The organism is Rhodopila sp., from assembly GCF_965277165.1.
GTDB lineage: Bacteria > Pseudomonadota > Alphaproteobacteria > Acetobacterales > Acetobacteraceae > Rhodopila.
Genome location: NZ_CBDICE010000005.1, coordinates 1502153 through 1520942 on the forward strand (window position 1 = coordinate 1502153; position 18790 = coordinate 1520942).

Below are 18790 nucleotides of genomic sequence, written 5' to 3' on the forward strand. Positions count from 1 at the left end.
GAAATTCAGATGCCCAAGATCACCTATATTGAACACGACGGGACGCAACACCCGATCGAGGTGGCGGTCGGCCGATCGGTGATGCAGGGGGCGGTGGACAACAACGTACCCGGCATCGACGCCGACTGTGGCGGAGAGTGCGCCTGCGCCACCTGCCACGTCTATATCGACGCCGCCTGGCTGGACCGCATCGGGCGGCCGGAGCCGGGCTCGCAGGAGGCCAGCATGCTGAGCTTCGCCGCGGTCACCCAGCCCGATTCCAGGCTATCCTGCCAGCTTCAAGTCAGCGACGCTCTGGACGGGCTGGTGGTGCGGATGCCGGAAGGCCAGCATTAAGGCGGACTACAGAACGGGCCGCTGGGGCGGAGATGAGACAGCAACAACAGGGAGGTTCGCTGCGATGAATGCGCCGGTCCATTTCGACCCTGCTTCGGATGCGCTGAAGACGCCGCTTGACCAGATCGATGTCAGCGATCCGCGGCTGTATCAAGACGACGTCTATCACCCGTATTTCGCGCGTTTGCGGCGCGAGGATCCGGTGCATTGGCGGGCCAACGGCAAGTATGGCTCGTTCTGGTCGGTGACCAGGTTCAAGGACATCATGGCGGTCGAGACCCATCCAGAGATCTATTCGTCGGAGGCTAAGCTGGGCGGCATTAGCATCACCGACCGGCCGATGGAATTTCGGCGGTCCAGCTTCATCTCGATGGATCCGCCGCGACACGACGAGCAGCGCAAGGTGGTCAGCCCGATCGTGGCGCCGGCCAATCTGAACAACATGTCCGGCATCATCCGAGAGCGCGTGTGCACGGTGCTCGACGGGCTGCCGCGCGGTGAGACCTTCGACTGGGTGCGGCGGGTATCGGTCGAGTTGACGACGCTGATGCTGACCACGCTGTTCGACTTCCCGCTGGAGCAACGCGGCAAACTGACCTACTGGTCGGATTGCGCCACCCAGGACGTCAATGCCGGGGGGGTCGTCGATTCCGAGCAGAAGCGGCTGGAGATCTTGACCGAGGCGCTGCGGACGTTCACCGCGATGTGGCATGAGCGGGCGGCACGGCCGGGCGGCTTCGACCTGATTTCGATGCTGGCACACGGCGATGCGACGAAAAATCTGGTCAACGACCCGGCGGAGTTCCTGGGCACGCTGACGTTGCTGATCGTCGGTGGCAATGACACCACGCGCAACTCAATGAGCGGGGGACTATGGGCGCTGTGCAAGCATCCCCGAGAGTATCAGAAGCTACGCGAAAATCCTGGGCTGATTCCCAGCATGGTGCCGGAGATCATTCGCTGGCAGTCACCGATCGTGCACATGCGCCGCACGGCGGTGGCGGGGGCTGAGCTGGGCGGCAAGCAGATCAAGGCCGGCGACAAGGTGGTGATGTGGTATGTGTCGGGCAACCGTGACGAGGACTCGATCGACAGTCCAAACGAATTTATCATCGACCGGGCGCGACCGCGGCATCATCTGTCATTCGGCTTCGGGGTGCATCGTTGCGTCGGCAACCGGTTGGCGGAGATGCAGTTGATCATCTTGTGGGAAGAGATCATGAAGCGGTTCCCGGTGATCGAGCTGGTCGAGGAGCCGAGGCGGATCTACTCCAACTTCATTCACGGCATCACCGAGATGAAGGTTCGCATTCCGGCCTGACGCGGCGATGGCGAGCGCGGCCTGATCCGGCGATTGGGATCTCGCCGCCGGCGAGTGGAATTATGACCTCGCTGCCGACGAGCGGCCTGTGAAAGGCGAACCGGAGATGGTCGATGTGCTGGGGTCGGATCTACTTCCGTCCGGCATTAGGGCCCGTTTTGTCAATGACGTCAATGGCTTGCGGGTGCATCTACTGGAGGCTGGGCAACCCGAGCGGCCATGTGTGCTGTTGCTGCACGGATTTCCGGAACTAGCCTATTCCTGGCGCAAAGTGATGCCCGCGGTGGCCGCCGCCGGGTTCTACGTAATCGCGCCGGACCAACGTGGCTATGGCCGCACCACCGGCTGGGATCCGGACTACGACGGCGACCTTGCGTCGTTCCGGCCGATTAATCTGGTGCGTGACGTCGTCGGCTTGTTAGCGGCATTGGGCCGCGATTCGGTGGCGGCGGTGGTTGGGCACGACTTCGGCGCCTCGGTCTCCGCGTGGTGCGCATTACTACGGCCCGACCTATTCCGCTCCTTGGTCTTGATGAGCGCACCGTTCGGCGGACTACCCAGCCTGGCGCCGGCGACGGGGCCCGACCTGCATGTGGCGCTGGCGGGGCTGGAACGTCCGCGCAAGCATTATCAGTGGTATTACTCGACGCGCGAGGCAAATGCCGACATGATGCGCAGCCAGCCGGGCATTCATGGTTTCCTGCGCGCTTACTACCACCACAAAAGTGCGGATTGGTCTGGCAATCAGCCGTTTCGTCTGGCATCGGGGGCAGCCAGCGAACTGGCACGGATGCCGACCTATTACATCATGGATCTGGACCGGGACATGCCGCGGACGGTTGCCGCGGAGATGCCGTCGCCCGCGGCGATCGCCGATTGTCGATGGCTGCCTGAGGCCGAACTGCGGGTGTACAGTGGCGAATACAAACGAACCGGGTTTCAGGGCGGTCTACAGTGGTACCGCTGCCGCACTCAGGGAATTGGCAATGCGGAAATGCAAGTCTTCATCGGTCGGACTATTGACATTCCGTCTCTGTTCATCGCGGGGGCTCATGATTGGGGGATTTACCAGACATTTGGTGCGATCGACCGTATGCAGACCGATGTATGCACGCAAATGCTAGATTGCCACTTGATAAACGGCGCGGGACATTGGGTTCAGCAGGAGGATTCGGCGGGAGTGACCGCCGTGTTGATGAAGTTTTTGTGCCGATAATGATGGTGGCGGTGGCGCCGAGGACTGGGTCGTGGCGTTTCTGGGTTACGAAACGTAGCGGTGGACGCACTAATTGCGGGTATTGCGAAAACGTTCTACTTGTGGCAATATATTGCGATATGAACATATAACCCAGCTTGATAATGGGAATATTCAAGATTCTTGGTCATTTGGATTCTAAAAACTTGATATTCCGATCGGAATCTTTGCTAACTAGCATATTTAGGCGAGGTATCATCCGCGATTCCATGCGTCGCAATCAATGGTCGAGAGCATTTCGAAACATTTCATCTGATTGTGGTACACGCAGAGTTTGGTTTCGTACGTTGTCGAGGCCGCGATAGCTTAGTGCCTGTCCAGATGGCCACTCGACCACGCTGGACCCGGAAGGGCTGTCTCAGACGAAGGTCAGTCGAAATCTATCACGATATATGCCGGCAGCTATCGGCCTCGGTCACCGCCGTGGACCGGAGATGCGCGGCGAGTCATGGGTGCCACGCACCCAAACAGGAACAGGAACAGGCGGATGCCAGCGATGGCGGAACCGGATATAGCGATTGACGTCGTGCTGGCGGACCCCCGCCTGTCGGCGCTCCTCGGCGGGCAACACAGGTTCGCTCCGCGTCCGCGCCTAGCAACCCTGACACTCGCTCTTGTCGGGCTGGACGCGGCGGTGACCGCGGGCGTGGCATTTTTATGCTACGCCTTGTTCAACCCGGCGCAGCAGCTTGGCGCTGCCTCGGTCGTCGTTCCGATCGCCTGCCTGACGGTTTGCTTGAGCCTAAGTTTCTTTGAGCGTGGGCTTTATGCCGCCTCGGAAATAGTCAGCCATACCGTACCCTGGCGCAAGATTGTCCTGGCTTGGCTGCAGGCGGTCGCGATCGGTACCCTTGCGACCTTTTGCCTGGCGGTGATCTCGGACCATGGCAGCCTCGCGTCCGGTCTCGATCAGACGGGTGCCACGCAGATGGGTGCCACGCTGGGGGGCGCCTGGCTGCCGACGTTTCTCGTGCTCGGGTTTGTCGGGTTGATCGGCGCGCGGCTGGCGCGGCTACGGCTGCACGCGGGCGGCAAGCCGCTGAACCGGACGGTGATCATCGGCGAGCCTGAGCCGATCCACGATCTGTTACACCGAATGACTGCCGAGAGGCGGCGAAGCTTCGATGTGATCGGCATCGTGGACCATGCGGCCGTTGGCTTGGGCGGATCCAGCTTGCGCGACCATATTCTTGGGTCGCCGGCGATTGAGGATCTCGACGCGCTGGAGCGGATGATCCGTCAGGATGCGGTTGACACCGTGTTGGTGGCGTTTCCCTGGTCCGCCGCCGAGCAAATGCGAGCGGTGATCCAGCGGATCTCGATGGCGCCGGTCGATGTCTACATTTATCCCGGCCTGGACGGTCTGGACCTGCCGCTGCGCAGGGCCGATCGGGCATTCGACAATCTGCCGTTGCTGATGGCCTGCACGCGCCCGATCGGCGGTTGGGGTGCGTTCATCAAGCGCGCCGAAGACATCGCCCTGTCGCTGGCGTTGCTGGCGTTCATCTCGCCGGTGATGCTGGCCATCGCATTGGCTATCAAGCTCACCTCGAAGGGACCGGTGCTGTTTCGGCAACGCCGGCTAGGCTACAATAACCGGCTGATCGAGGTGTTGAAATTTCGCTCGATGTTCACCCATCTCGCCGACGCTGACGCCGAGCAACAGGCGCTGCGTGGCGACAAGCGGGTGACCGCCGTGGGAGCCTGGTTACGGCGAACCAGCCTGGACGAGATCCCGCAGCTTCTGAACGTGTTGCGGGGTGACATGTCACTGGTCGGTCCGCGGCCGCATGCCCTGGCCACGACGGCGGGTGGATTGGCGCTGGAAGAGGCGGTTCCGGTTTATCCTTCACGTCATCGTGTAAAACCTGGCATCACCGGTTGGGCCCAGGTCAATGGTTATCGCGGCGCACTGGACAGCGTCGAGAAGATCGTCCACCGCGTCAATCACGACCTCTACTATATCGAGAACTGGTCGCTGGCGCTCGACCTCAAGATTTTGTGGCGTACCGTGCGGCTGGTTTTTGCCGATGACAATGCGTTTTGATTTCGCATAGCGTCCGGATAGCCCTAGTTTGCCGCGTGCACCAAGGCCCGGTCATTTCGATTGAAGCCCGAATTTGGATTTGGAGAAGCTTACCGTGAACAGGTCGCCCAACCCCGAGCTCACGATTCTTCGCAAATCGACCCCGGTCGCGCAACCGACCGAGGAGCATGCCATCGCGCCGGTGCGGATCGACATCGGCGCGATATCGCGTCACCATCCCTCATTCGTGCAACTGTATTACGCGATCGAGGCGCGACGCACCAGCGCGATGCCGCTGGTGGTGCAGTTCATTTCGCCGACCCCAGCGACCGGGTCCAGCACCGTGGCCTCGGGCTACGCACGGGTGGCGGCCGACGATTGCGCGCAGCCGGTGCTTTACATTGATTGCAATGCCGGGCGGGCGGCGAAACCTCGGCGTGGCGGAAGCGATCTGCAGACGCCGTCCCTGTTCGATGCGTTGCGCCGCGGGCTGCCGCTGACCGATGCGATGACCCCGGCGCGCGAGGCGAAGAACCTGCTTTGGGCTCGGCTGGGACCCGGCGAGCGGCCACTGCTGGCGCTGGGTGGTGACCGGCTGCAATCGATGCTGGACATGCTGCGGGCGAACCATCCGGTGATCGTGCTGGATACACCGCCGACCGAGGCGCCGGAATCCGCCGCGGTATCGCGCTATTGCGACGGGTCGGTGCTGGTGGTTGCCGCCGGCAAAACCAAGCAGTGGGAAATCGAGAACGCCAAGTCGTTGCTGGAGCGTCTCGGCGGTCAGACCGTCGGTGTGGTGCTGAACCGCGAGCGGAGCGTGATGCCGCGCTGGCTGGGCCGGCACTAACATGAAAACGGTGACCAGCCCTGCCGCTCTCTGGAGTAGTGCGACTGTTTGGCCTAGCGCCCACAAAACGCCGTTCGTCGTGGTGCTGGCCGGGATCGACAGCTCCGAGATCGTGGACGCGGCGCTGGGTGATCCGGCGCTGACCGAGGCGGCCATGCCGCGGCTTGAGCCGGGATGCGCGCCGCCCTGCGACGCGCTGCTGTGGCGATTCGAAACCGCGTCGGGCGCGGCGGTGAATGATCCTGGGGTGCTCGGGCGAACTTGGCACCGCTCGCCGTACGCGGTCACGCTTCGGCTGGTGCAGTATCAACCGGGATCGGCGGTACCGGAAATTCTGGACGAAGGCACCTTGGGCACGCGTGGCAGCCGGGCCGCGTTCAGCTCGACGATCGATCGATTGGCGATGCGCTTTGTGCGCGATGCCGCGCTTGGCCGCGGCCGAGGGCCGGCGGGTTCGCTACCGGCAGCCCCGGCCCGTGGTCTGCCTGGCTGGCTGGATGCGATGCGTAGCAAATGGCGTGATCGCCTGATGGCCGAATGGTGGAGCATCGGCACCACGACAGCGGCAATGGACCGCGTGCTCGGTGGGGGCGGTCTTGGCGACGTCACCTGGTATCGCGCAAAAGCCGGGCATCGTTACCTTGCGGATCCGTTTCCCTGGCCGGGAACCGGTCGTATCCTGTGCGAGGAGATGCCTCTGACCAACGGTGTCGGTCGGATCGTAGCGGTTGCCGAGCGGGGGGGCTCTCTCTCGCCCCCGACGGTGGTGTTGGACGATGGCTATCATCATTCCTATCCCTGCACGCTGAGCGACGACGACACTGTCTATTGCGTGCCCGAGTCGACCGAGCGTGGCGCCACGGTGATCCACCGGTTGGATGATGACGGGCGGCTGATCGCGCTATGCGAGGCTGCGCCGCATGCCCGGCTGGCTGACCCGACGTTGTTTCGCTGGAACGGATGCTACTGGCTTGGCTGCACCGACCTGGACCTGGGGGGGCACGATAATCTTTGCCTGTTGCACGCTCCGGCGATTACCGGTCCGTGGACCCCGCATGCCAAATGGCCGGTCAAGATCGATGTGCGCGGGGCCCGCCCGGCCGGGATGATGTTCGAATTCGCCGGCCGTTTGTTTCGTCCGGGCCAAGACTGCGCCGCGACCTACGGTGCCGCGGTGGCGATCCATGAAGTGCTGACGCTCAGCGAAACCGAGTTTCATGAATCGCTGGTTACCGTGCTTCGACCGGATCGGTCCGGCCCGTTTCCGCATGGCTTGCATACGTTGGTTCACGACGGCGACCGGTTCTGGCTGGACGGCAAGCGCTTCGTGCTCGATCTGGGTCTGTTTCGACAGAAGCTGCTGACCCGCGCATCACGCGTCGTTTCCAGCGTAGGGATGGGCTGAACCATGTCCGTATCGGTTACCGCCGCACCCGCCGCGCGTCGAATGGATGTATCGGCGCCGGCCCGCAACAATGGCAGCGCAAGCGGGCTGTCGGTGGCGATCTACCTGCACGATCTGGCGGGCGGCGGCGTCGAGCGGCAGAGCCTGATCATCGCGGAGGAATTTCGCCGCCGCGGCGCCGACGTCACCCTGGTGCTGCACCGGTTGCGCGGACAATTGCTGGATCAGGTCCCGCCTGGGCTGCGCGTGGTCGATCTGAACAGTTCGCGCACGCTGATGGACGTTCCCGGCCTGGCGCGTTTTCTTCGGGCCAAGAAGCCGGATATTTTGCTGTCCAACGTCGATCTGAACAATGTGGCTGCATTGCTGGCGAAAAGTATCAGCTTCAGTCACACCAAGGTGGTGATCTGCCAACACAACCCGATCTCGATCAGTTTCGCCGCCGGGGAGAGCAGGCTGTATCGCCATATCGCCATGGCCTATCGGATGCTTTCGCCACTGATCACCCGGGCGGTGGCGGTGTCCGACGGGGTGGCGGCGGAACTGGCGACGTTGGCGCGGTTGCCGAAAGAGCTGATCTTGACCATCAATAATCCGGTTGTGGGTCCGGACTTTCAGGCCCGCAGCATGGAGCCGGTTGACCATCCCTGGCTGGGATCGACGCGCAGCGGATCAGTATTTGTCACCGCCGGACGTCTGGTTCCGCAGAAGGATCATGAGACCATGATCCGGGCGTTGGCGATTCATCGGCGAGAGATGGACAGTCGGTTGATCGTCCTAGGCACCGGCCCGCGACAGGATGAGCTTGTCGATCTGGTGGCGCGGTTGAGCTTGACCCATGCGGTGGATTTCGCCGGGTTTCATAGCAACGCGCTGCCGTTCTTTCGCGAGGCTGATGCGTTCCTGCTAAGCTCTCGTTGTGAGGGATTCGGCAACGTCGTGGTGGAGGCGCTGGGTTGCGGCGCGCCGGTGATCGCCACCGACTGCGAATACGGACCGCGGGAAATTCTGGACGGTGGTCGCTACGGCGTGCTGGTCGAACCGCGCAATCCCGCCGCTCTTGCCGAGGCCATGGATCAGGTTGCCACGTTGCGTGAGCGGTTTCCGGCGGACATGCTGCGCGAACGCGCGGGAGACTTCAGCTATGCGGCGTGCGCGTCACGCTATATGGCGATGTTCAAGGCGCTGGCGCCGAACCAGGCCTGGGCGGCGTCGGCATGAACGCCAGCCGTCCGTTCGGCCTGACGCTGAGCACCGAGTCGGCCCGCGACATCGTCGGCGCGGCGGTTCGCCATGCTCCGGCCGATGGGGTAGCGTTGGTGGTGACGCCAAACATTGATCATATCGCAACGATTCGGCGTTCGCCGGCGCTGGCCGAGGCGTACCAGAAAGCAGCTCGCATTGTCTGCGACGGCTGGCCGGTGCAACTGTATGCTCGGTTTTGCGGGGTTCCGGCGTCGCGGGTAACCGGCTGCGAGATCACCGCGGAACTGATGCACTTGGCACCGTATCCGTTTGCGCAGCGATTGTTCTTCGTGGTCGACAGTGCGACGACCCGTAAGGCGGTCGAATCCTGGGCCGCTTGCAACGGGGTTGAAAGCCGGGTCGCGGTGCCGCCGTTCGGGTTCGAACGAGACGCGGAATACTGTGTTGGTCTGGCGGAGGCAATCCGCGAACACCGCAGCACAATATTGGTCATGGCAGTAGGTGCGCCGCGCAGCGAGGTGTTCGTCGACAGCTATCGTGTGTTGCTGCCGCCATGTTGGGCGTTCTGTGTCGGCCAGGCGGTGAAGGTCGAACTCGGGTTGGTGCAACGCGCATCGTCCAAGTGGCAGTCAGCCGGTCTGGAGTGGCTGTGGCGCGTGCTTCAGGAGCCATCCCGGCTGATCAGACGATACGTTACTGCATCGATAGGCTTTGGCTGTGCGGTCATCGAGGATCAGTTCCGGATTCTGCGGGAGGGTCGATCATGATCGACCTCACCGTCGGTCGACGATCCGCTGCTTCCATCTCCACCGGGCGCAAGGGGGTCGACCGCCCGGCATGGAACCGGCGTCCGGAGAGAATCCGGACATCCCTTTTGAACCTGGCAGGATTTGAACCATGAACGAGACCCTCGCTCTTCCGCCGCGCCTGGTACTGCGCGACCTGATGCTGACGGCCTTCTCGCAGAAGGCGCGGATCGCGCTGATCTTCTTCTGCATCGTAGCTCTGAGCATTGTGATCGCGGTGCAGATCAAGCCGGATTACAAGGCTAAATCCAGCCTTCTGGTGCTGATGGGCACCGAACACGCGTTCCGCCCGGCGGCTGGTCAGTTGACCACACCGACGGGGGGGCCGGATTCGGAAGAGATCCTGCGCACCGAATCCAACATTCTGACCAGTGACGATCTGCACCGTACGGTGATCCGCGATATCGGGATCGCCAAGATGTATCCCAAGCTGCTGGAGAAGCCGGGCCCGATCGGTCAATGGATCGTGGACACCAAGCGTTTCGTGACCGACTCCCTGGGACTGACGGAAAAAGCCACCGGCACCGGGCCGAACGATCCGATGGCCATGGCGGTCGGTCTGTTCGCGCGCAATCTGACGATCACCGTGGACAAGAAATCCAGCGTCATAGCCTTGGAGTTCACCAATCCCGACAAGTACGTGGCGGCTGACGCGTTGCGTCTGCTGGAGGCCCAGTATCTCGTATTGCGGGCGAAACTGTATAATGACGTCCAGGCGCCGATCGTGCTGGTGCAGCGGAACGCAGTAGGCAGGCAAATGTCCGACGCCGACGCGGCGCTAAATTCGTTCAAGCAGCAGCACGATATCAGCAATTTTGCTGAACGACGGGCAATTCTGCTGCAGCAGCAAGGTGCCCTGGAGACCGCGCTGACGAAGTCGGAAGCCACCATTGCCGAGCGGTCGGCGCGGCTGGCGCAGTTGAATCAGACGCTTGGGGCTGTCGCCGGTGGCAAGAAGGGTGCACCGAACGCGGCGGCAGCGCTGCAAGGAATGGTGCAGGCCTACCAGAAGCGTCAGGAGGATGCGCAGACCCGCTACCGTGGGTCGCCGGCGGTGGATGATGCACGCCGCCAGATGCTGGAGCGGGAGACCGATATCGCTCGGATGCAGGCGACCCAGGCCTATGGTGTGCAGGCCGACCGCAACAAGACCGAGGCCGACCTGCGTGCCAGCCTGGGTGCGCATGACGTGATCGCAGGCCAATTGACGACCTTGAATAAGGAGATCAATTCGCTGGATGCCGATGAGTCGCAGTTGCATGAGCTGGAACGCAACCGTGCGATCTTGGAAGATAACTACAAGGCGGTGTCTAAGATCCTTGATGAGCGGCAGACCGTTGAGGCGGTGGAAGCGCATCGTGAATCCTCGGTGCGGGTAATCCAGCCGCCGCGGGTGCCGGCGCTGCCGCAGCCGACGCGACGCCTGATTCTGTTGGCCGGGATCGTGATTAGCATGTTGCTCTCGATCGCTTCGGTGCTGGTGTCGCACTTCCTGCGGGCCATCTATCTCCGGCCGGAGGCTTTGGAGATGGATACCGGATTGACGGTGCTGACTTCCGTGCCGGAAATGCGCGCGATCGGCGGCCCGTCGTCCTCGGTGCTGGTCGTTCCTGCCTGAGCCTGACATCGCCGGGACGATCGGGCCTCGGCCTGTTCGTTCCGGCGATATTCGTTCTGTGAGCCCGGTCGATACCAATTGATTGGGCTGACCCCCGCCCAGCACCTAGATTAATCTGCGTAAGTCCGGGCGTCGGATAAGGCATCCGGGCAGCCGTCACAGCTACGCCCGAGGATCGGGCGGCAGAATCCCATCAAACCAGCAGCGGATAATAATGCCAGATTCAGTCGATTTTTCGCGCAAGCTGGTGCTGGTCCTTGGGGCATCGGGCTATATCGGATCGCGGGTTGTTGCCGCGCTTTCGGGTAGCCCGATCTACCGGCCGGTGGCCGCCTCGCGGCGGTCAGACCCCGGGGTCGACGCGACCAAGCCGGATAATGTACGCAAAGCGCTGCGCGGCGTCGACTATGTGGTGAACTGTATCGCCGGCAGCAATCAGGCGATGCTGCGCACGACCGAAGTGCTGTGCGAGGCGGCGCGCGCCTCGCCGCCGATGCGGATCATCCATCTCAGCAGCATGGCGGTCTATGGAGCGGCGACTGGGACGGTGCGCGAGGATAGCGCACCTGTCCCGCCGATGAGCGGCTACGGCCAGGCCAAGATTGACTGCGAGCGGATAGTGCTTGGCTACGTGCGGGACGGCGGTGACGCGGTCGTCCTGCGGCCAAGTTGTGTATTCGGGCCGGCTAGTCCGCAGTGGACGACCCGGCTGGCTCGCTTGCTGCGGGCGGGCCGTATCGGCGACCTGGGCAGCGCGGGTGACGGGTGTTGCAATCTGGCGTGCATCGACGATGTCGTGGCCGCGGTGATGGCCGCGTTGAACGCGCCCGATATCGTCGGCAGCGTGTTCAACGTTTCAAGCTCGGTCGACCTGACATGGAACGAGTTTCTGACCGCCTTCGCCAAGGCGCTAGGCGCAACGCCGGTGCAGCGGATCGCGCCACGGACGCTTCGGATGGAAACCAAGCTACTGGCGCCGGTGCGCCGGATTGCCGGCATGGCGTTGCGCTCGCCGATGACCGAGGCGATTACGCCGTCGTTGGCGGCGTTGTGGTCGCAGGATATCCGGATCGATTGTTCCCGTGCGCAGGCGTCGCTGCGGCTGCCGCGAACCCCTCTCGAACGGATGATTGCTTCGGCGGTCCAGCACGAACGCGGGCTGACGCAGGCCATGCTGTCATGACCAACCGGCGGACGGTGTTCCTGGCGTGCCCTTACGGCCAGGTTGGCGGCGGCATGGGCAGCATCATGGCCTATCTTGCCTCTATGCAGCAGGATCCGACGGGTCGCTTCGACTTCAAGCGGCTGGAAACCCGCGGCGGTGGTCACATCGCATTGTCGCCGCTGTTTTTGGCGCTGGCGGTGGCGCGAATCTGGCTGGAAGCCTCGCGCGGGCGGCTGGCGGTGGTGCATCTGAACCTGGCGGAGCGCGGCAGCGTGTTCCGCAAAGCGGTGTTGCTGGCGGCGACGCGGCTGGTTGGCGGGCGCGTGCTGTTGCATCTGCACGCCGCGCAGATCATGCAGTTCCATGCCGCGATGGGGCGTCCGGGGCAGTCTCTGCTGCAATGGATGTTCCGCGGCGCTGATCATTGCGTCGTGCTTGGGGAGGTGTGGCGCCGCTGGGTCATCGATCAGTTCGGAGTACGGCCGGCCCAGATCAGCATCATCTATAACGGCGTACCCGCGACCCTGGTGGCGCAACGCGCGGCCCGCGGGGACGCACCGTTTCGCCTGCTGTTCGTCGGCAATCTGCTGGAACGCAAGGGCGTCAAGGATCTGTTGCGATCGTTCGCTGGACCGCTGCTGACCGCACGCGATATCCGTCTGACCATGGCGGGTGGCGGTCCGGTGGACGCCTATCGTGAGATGGCCGCCGAACTTGGCATTGCCGATCGGGTCTCGTTCACCGGGTGGGTCAGCCAGGGCGACGCCAGGGCGCTGATGGTCAATTCGGACGCGCTGATCTTGCCAGCCTATGACGAGGGATTGCCGCTGGTGATCCTGGAGGCGCTGGCCTCCCGCACCCCGGTTATCTGCACCCCAGTCGGTTCCATACCCGAGGTGCTGCAGGATCGGCATACCGCCTTGTTCGTCACCCCAGGCGATGAGCGTGGCATCGCCGATGCGATCGCGACGCTGATCGATCAGCCGGAACTAGGTGCCGAGTGGTCGGCTGCGGGCGCGGCGCTGTATCAGCGATTGTTCACCATGGAAGCCTTTGCAAGGTCGGTTGGGGCGATTTATGCGTCGCTGACCCCACGCCAGGGCGGCTCGAGCCGCTCGGTCTGGCCGCCGGTACAGGAGGTGAGCGATGATCCAGGACGCTGACCAGATAGTCCGCGACACGATCGTGCAGGCCGATATCTGCATCGTCGGAGGCGGCCCGGCCGGTATCACTTTGGCGATCGAGTTGGCCAAGACCGGCCGCAGCATTGTGTTGCTGGAGTCGGGCGATATCGGTCCGTCCGACGATGCCCAGGCGCTGAATACGGGCGAGGTCGTCGATGAGGCGCTGCACAGTCCGCCGGACAGGTATCGGCAACGTCGCCTCGGCGGCGGGACATCGATCTGGGGCGGCCGCTGCGTCCCGTTCGATCCGATCGATTTCGAGGCTCGGGCCTGGATGGATCACTCCGGCTGGCCGATCGGCTACGCCGACGTGGCGCAATACTACCCAGCCGCGAACGCGCTGTGTGAGGCGGGTGAGTATGAATATGACGCAAGGTTGGCGTCGCCGGGTGGGATGCGGCCGGTGCTGCGCGGCTTCGCGCCGCGACACTTCGAGGTCAACGGGATCGAACGATTCAGTTGCCCGACCAATTTTGGTGCGCGCTACCAGACCAGGCTACGGGCAGCGGCGAACGTCAGGGTGTTGCTGCGCGCCACGGTGACCCAGCTTCGCGCGTCGTCGGATGGAACGCGAATCGAAAGAGTGGATGTCCGCAACGGCAAGGACCATGGCTTTTCGGTGGTGGCAAGGCAGTTCGTGCTGGCGATGGGCGGGATCGAGACGCCTCGGCTGCTGCTGACCTCCGATGACGTGCATGCGCGGGGCGTGGGGAACGCCAACGATCTGGTGGGGCGGTTTTACATGTGCCACATCGCTGGCACGATCGGCCGCCTGCAAGTCCTGGGGCCACCGGACTCGGTTTGGCATGGATACGATGTCGCGGCGGACGGCACCTATTGCCGCCGGCGGATATCGTTGCGGGCCGATGTGCAGGCCGAGTATGGGTTGGGCAACGCGGTGTTTCGCTTGCATCATCCGCGGATCACCGATCCGGGACATCGCACCGGGCCGTTGTCGGCGATCTATCTGGCGCAGAATTTCATCAGCTACGAATATGCCAAACGGCTGGTCAGCGATCAGCCGGCGAGGGCAACAGACTGGTTGCGACATGGCTTGAACGCGGTGACCGACCCGTTCGCGACCTTGCGCTTTCTGAGCCACTGGTTGCGCGACCGGACGCTGGCCGAGCGCAAGTTTCCATCGGTGATCATTCGGCCGCGGACTAATTTGTTCAGCCTGGACTTCCATGCCGAGCAGACGCCCAGCCACGACAGCCGGATCGGCCTGGCCTCGGCAACCGACCGTTTCGGCAACCGCCAGGTTCGGGTGGATTGGCGCTACAGCCGCCAGGATGTCGAGACGGTCGAGCGGTCGTTTGAGTTGCTCCGCGCGGACCTTGCCGACCAGGCGATCGGGCGGCTGACGCTGGCGCCGGATGAGCCCGATATCGAAACTGTCGTGCGCCGCGACGGGGCTTACGGCGGCCATCATATCGGCACCGCCCGGATGGCCAGCAGCGCGTCCTCGGGTGTGGTCGATGCCGATGCAAAGGTATTCGGCGTCAACAATCTGTTTATAGCGGGAAGTGCGGTGTTTCCAACATCGAGCCAGGCAAATCCCACCTTGACGATCGTTGCCATGGCGCTGCGCCTGGCCGAACACCTGGGTCGGGCTGAAGCCTGGGTTCCTTCGGTGGCGACGACCAGAAACTCTGCCATGGTGAACTAGAATGATTGCAATGGGATCAGACATCCACCGGTTTGCACAACTTGCCTGGCAGCATGTGTCGGGCGAAAACGGCATTCTGCTTCTGTTGCTGTGGGCGACGGTGTTGTTTGCCGCGATGGTGACCTATGTGCGGGCCAACCCGGAGCGCTGGTCTGTGCGGGATTTCTTCCGCCACTTCGTGCCGCCGGGAACCCTCCGCCATCCTTCGGCACGGGCTGACTTGCTGTTCTGGCTGTCGCGGCGAATCTTCATGCCATTGCTAGTGATACCGCTAGTGATTTCCACTGTGGCGGCCGGGCATTTCGCCTATTGGGTACTGAGCGGCGTCATTGGTGTGCCCAGTCATCCCGCCACGCCCGCCGGCCCGCTGATGCTGCTTTGCTTCACCATCAGCATGTTGCTGGCATACGATCTATCGTATTACCTGTATCACCGCATGCAGCACCGTGTGCCGATCTTGTGGGAGCTGCACAAGGTGCATCATTCCGCCCAAGTCATGGTCGGGGTGACCAAGGACCGTGTGCATCCTATCGACGAGATCATGAACCGGTGGTGGGACGGCCTGATCCCCGGCCTGTGCTACGGCGCGTGGCTGTTCTTTGCGTTGGACCCGGTGGAATTGACGGTTTTTGGAATCAACGTCTATGCGCTGCGCAACATCATCCTGATGATGGATTTCGTCCGTCACACCCACCTAAAGCTGTCCTATGGCCGATACCTCAGCGCGGTGCTGCTGAGCCCACATTACCATCAACTTCACCACAGTCTCGCCGAGAAGCACTGGGACAAAAATTTTGGGCTGGGGCTCAGCGTCTGGGATCGGCTGTTCGGCACCCTGGTGGTGCCGGAGCCGGATGAAGATTTCGTGTTCGGGCTGACGGAAAACGAGCATGACGAATATCAATCACTCTATAAGCTTCACGTCGTCCCGTTGAAGAAGATCGCCGGCCGTCTGCGACTGTTCGGCCCGCGCCGTGAGACGGTGCGTCCGGACCATCACGCCGGAGAGACGGTTTGAGTTTTACCACCGAGGTCGTAACAAACGCGGGGAGATTCGCGGCCATTCAGCCGGCATGGCAGCAGCTTTGGGAAAGCTCGGGTAGCCATATTTTTCAAAGTCACGCCTGGATCGCCGGCTGGCTCGGTGGCGTGCGAGGGCGGAGGGAAATCAAGCTTCAGATCGCGCTGGCTTGGGATGGCGATCGCCTCGGGGGGGCGATGCCCTGCGCGGTGCACCGCCGCTCTGGGCTGCGCGTGCTGACTTGGGCGGCGCAGTTGTTCAGCGACTATTGCGACTGCTTGCTTGATCCGGCCCACGCCACCGCTGCCATGCCGGTGCTGTGGAGTGCGCTGCACCGGTTCGGCGGCTTTGATCTCGTCAGCCTGCAACAGATACGACCCGATGCGAAATGCCGGGAGTTTCTGGATCGGATTGCTCGCGACGGTAGACAATTGCAGCCCGGCGATCGGGAAGAACGTTGCATGCGAATTGAGAATCAGTGGCCGAACGGTGAGGCGTTCTTCCGCTCGCTCAATAAGAAAGGGCGCAACAACCATACTCGCGGAAAGCGCATCTTGACGGAACTTGGCGGTGAGGTGGAATTCCGTTGTATCGAACAACTCGACAACAGCGATGCCTTGATCGACGAGATCATGCGCCTCAAAGAGCTTTGGCTTCGCGCCAACGACCCGACGTCACCGTTGCTCGACGCCGATGGACCGGTCTTGCGCTCAGTTTTGGATCATGCCTGCCAATCCGGCCTGGCCAAGCTGTTCGTCTTGGAGTGTGGCGGAAGGATCGCGGCGGCATCGGTCAATTTCGTTTATTCCGGCCGCATGGAAGCTTACTTCACGGCCTATGACCCGATGTTCGATCGCGCGTCGCCCGGCACGATCCTGATCGTGGAATACGCACGCTGGTCGTTCGATCGGGGTCTCTGCCATGTCGACTTCCTGCGTGGTGCGGAGGCCTTCAAATTCCGCATGGCCAATGCGGAAACCTTGCTGAGCAGCTTTACCGGCGCGCGCACGCTGATGGGTAAGGTGGCGGTTTCGGGGCATCGCTGGTTGGCGCGCCGGCGGCAGCGGCAGGACACGGTCAGCGACACGCCCCCCGAAGAACTGGAGACGGCCGGTTAGAGGCTGCCACGCGTGCATCCCGGTCGCGTCTTGACGACCGGGGGTAGTAAGCAGATTCTGCGATAGCTCAATCGCCGGATGGCGCTGGGAACGGGTCGGCAAACGAGCCGGCAGCATTCCGGGAAAATTAACCACAAACGGGAGGAATTGACCATAATCATGCGGGCTTGCCGCATAAAGTTGCGCGCTGCGCTGCATCATCACTCCTCGGTAAAGCGCAGGCAAGCGACGGCGATTTGTTGGTAATTCACGCAGTCGTCGGGAATCTAACCGCGATGTGAATTGAGTCATCACAAGCAGATCATCGCAGTTGGAAATGCTTTTCTTGCCGTTGCGACTGTGGTGTTCTGATGCGCGGGCAACATAAACTCTGATCGTAGAACGGATCTCGCTTTGTCCAGTAACTCACTTGTAAATGATGGCGGTGACATGCGAGATTTGCCAGCGCAATTTACCGCCGACTTCACCGCTCGCGCGTTTGTGCCGGAAGCTGCTGCGTCGGTTGAGGATCGCGCATTACCCGATGGCAAACCGACCGGTGAGCCGCATATTCTGTTGGCGACGACGGGACAATTGCCTTCGACCGCGCGTCTGGCGATCGAACTGCACGACGCCGGTGCGCGGGTCAGCCTGATCGGGCCGAACAATCACCCGGCCAAGGCGCTGAGTCTTCTGTCCGATCGACTGATCTATCGTGCGATGGCGCCGCGGTTGACCCTGGAACGCGCCCTGCTGCGGCTCCGGCCGGACATGGTGATCCCCTGCGACGAACGCACGGTGCGTGACCTGCACGCGATCTGGCGCGACACCCGGCACGCGTCGGTGAAGCGGTTGATCGAAGGGTCCACCGCGCCGGGGGAGAATTTTGCAACCATTACCTCGCGCGCCGCGCTTCTTGCCGTTGCGGAACGGCAGGGTGTGCGGGTGCCGACGTCGATGCCGTTGCGCACGATCGGCGACGTCGATCGTTGGACGGCGGGTTACGCGGCGCCGTTCGTTTTGAAGGCCGACGGGAGTTGGGCTGGCTTCGGGGTGCGAATCATCTCGGACGGATCGGCGGCGAAGGATGCCTTCGTCCAGATGACCCGGCGGTCCAGCGGACGCCTGGCAGTGCGCGAGTCACTGCTGGAAGGCAATCACTTCGGGATCCGTTCCTGGCTGCGGCGGGAACGCCCGGCGATGTCGGCTCAAAGCTATGTCGATGGCTGGCCGGCCAATATCGGGGTCGCCTGTTGGCAGGGTCAGGTACTGGCGGCAGTGTGCGCGGAGTCAGTGGCGACGTCGTCGGCGACAGGTCCGTCGACGGTCGCGCGTATCATCCACAACACTGAAATGATCGACGCAGCCAAACGCGTGGTACGGGCACTCGGCCTGTCCGGGATGATCGGTTTCGACTTCATGATCGAAGCCGCGACTGGCGCCGCTTATCTGATCGAGATGAATCCTCGTAACACCCCGATCTGCGCGTTGCGCCTGGGTGCCGGACGCGATCTTGCCGAGGCCATGGTGGCTATGCTCGCCGCCAGGCCGGTGCGCGAACGCCCCCCATGCACGAACAAGGACATCGTGGTGTTCTTCCCCGATACCTGGCGTGAGGACCCGGCCAACCACCTGATGAACACCGAGTATCACGATGTTCCGTGGCAGCACCGGGACCTGGTAAGGCTGCTGATGAAGCCGGAGAGGCGGGAACGATACTGGGCGCTGCGGGTGCTTCGCCGGGCCTGGTTGAAGATGAATGGATGAAGTAATAAAAGCTCTTGATCGACCGCACTGTGCCGTTACTATATCGGCACAATAGACCTTGTCG

Annotated in this window: 15 protein-coding genes; all 15 read left to right on the top strand. The window is 62.6% G+C overall.

From position 1 onward, the window contains the following. Positions 1 to 9: 9 nt before the first annotated feature. Positions 10 to 336 carry a 2Fe-2S iron-sulfur cluster-binding protein gene (locus tag ACQY4Y_RS07615; protein WP_428489949.1) on the top strand — a complete coding sequence of 109 codons (327 nt, stop codon included), beginning with the start codon at positions 10 to 12 and terminating at the stop codon, positions 334 to 336. Between the two features lie 64 nt (positions 337 to 400). Further along, positions 401 to 1657, top strand: a complete 1257-nt coding sequence (locus ACQY4Y_RS07620; RefSeq protein ID WP_428489950.1) for a cytochrome P450 — start codon at positions 401 to 403, stop codon at positions 1655 to 1657. 106 nt (positions 1658 to 1763) lie between these two features. Beyond that, positions 1764 to 2873, top strand: coding sequence for an alpha/beta fold hydrolase (locus ACQY4Y_RS07625; protein WP_428490757.1), 1110 nt, complete (start codon positions 1764 to 1766; stop codon positions 2871 to 2873). Between the two features lie 535 nt (positions 2874 to 3408). Continuing rightward, a complete protein-coding gene (locus ACQY4Y_RS07630; RefSeq protein ID WP_428489951.1) occupies positions 3409 to 4959 on the top strand; it encodes an exopolysaccharide biosynthesis polyprenyl glycosylphosphotransferase in 1551 nt (516 codons plus the stop codon). 94 nt (positions 4960 to 5053) lie between these two features. Next, positions 5054 to 5788 carry a hypothetical protein gene (locus ACQY4Y_RS07635; RefSeq protein WP_428489953.1) on the top strand — a complete coding sequence of 245 codons (735 nt, stop codon included), beginning with the start codon at positions 5054 to 5056 and terminating at the stop codon, positions 5786 to 5788. Between the two features lies 1 nt (position 5789). Continuing rightward, entirely contained in the window at positions 5790 to 7193 is a 1404-nt protein-coding gene (locus ACQY4Y_RS07640) for a glucosamine inositolphosphorylceramide transferase family protein (RefSeq protein WP_428489954.1), read from the top strand. Between the two features lie 3 nt (positions 7194 to 7196). Beyond that, positions 7197 to 8414, top strand: a complete 1218-nt coding sequence (locus ACQY4Y_RS07645) for a glycosyltransferase (protein WP_428489955.1) — start codon at positions 7197 to 7199, stop codon at positions 8412 to 8414. After that, positions 8411 to 9166 carry a WecB/TagA/CpsF family glycosyltransferase gene (locus tag ACQY4Y_RS07650; RefSeq protein ID WP_428489956.1) on the top strand — a complete coding sequence of 252 codons (756 nt, stop codon included), beginning with the start codon at positions 8411 to 8413 and terminating at the stop codon, positions 9164 to 9166. Before ACQY4Y_RS07645 ends, ACQY4Y_RS07650 begins: the two co-directional genes overlap by 4 nt. A gap of 130 nt (positions 9167 to 9296) precedes the next feature. Next, positions 9297 to 10823: a GumC family protein gene (locus tag ACQY4Y_RS07655; protein WP_428489957.1), complete on the top strand. Its 1527-nt coding sequence runs from the start codon at positions 9297 to 9299 to the stop codon at positions 10821 to 10823. A 214-nt stretch (positions 10824 to 11037) separates the two neighbouring features. Beyond that, the gene (locus tag ACQY4Y_RS07660; protein ID WP_428489958.1) at positions 11038 to 12006 is read left to right on the top strand and encodes an NAD-dependent epimerase/dehydratase family protein; all 969 of its coding nucleotides are present in this window, start codon (positions 11038 to 11040) and stop codon (positions 12004 to 12006) included. Beyond that, positions 12003 to 13151, top strand: a complete 1149-nt coding sequence (locus ACQY4Y_RS07665) for a glycosyltransferase family 4 protein (RefSeq protein WP_428489959.1) — start codon at positions 12003 to 12005, stop codon at positions 13149 to 13151. The genes ACQY4Y_RS07660 and ACQY4Y_RS07665 overlap by 4 nt, the downstream gene beginning before the upstream one ends. Beyond that, positions 13135 to 14841, top strand: a complete 1707-nt coding sequence (locus tag ACQY4Y_RS07670) for an FAD-dependent oxidoreductase (protein WP_428489960.1) — start codon at positions 13135 to 13137, stop codon at positions 14839 to 14841. The genes ACQY4Y_RS07665 and ACQY4Y_RS07670 overlap by 17 nt, the downstream gene beginning before the upstream one ends. Positions 14842 to 14851: 10 nt before the next feature. Then, the gene (locus ACQY4Y_RS07675) at positions 14852 to 15859 is read left to right on the top strand and encodes a sterol desaturase family protein (RefSeq protein ID WP_428489961.1); all 1008 of its coding nucleotides are present in this window, start codon (positions 14852 to 14854) and stop codon (positions 15857 to 15859) included. Next, positions 15856 to 16980 carry a GNAT family N-acetyltransferase gene (locus ACQY4Y_RS07680; RefSeq protein WP_428489962.1) on the top strand — a complete coding sequence of 375 codons (1125 nt, stop codon included), beginning with the start codon at positions 15856 to 15858 and terminating at the stop codon, positions 16978 to 16980. Before ACQY4Y_RS07675 ends, ACQY4Y_RS07680 begins: the two co-directional genes overlap by 4 nt. Positions 16981 to 17409: 429 nt before the next feature. After that, positions 17410 to 18726 (top strand): ATP-grasp domain-containing protein, encoded by a 1317-nt coding sequence (locus ACQY4Y_RS07685; protein WP_428489963.1) that lies wholly within the window; start codon positions 17410 to 17412, stop codon positions 18724 to 18726. Positions 18727 to 18790: the final 64 nt, after the last annotated feature.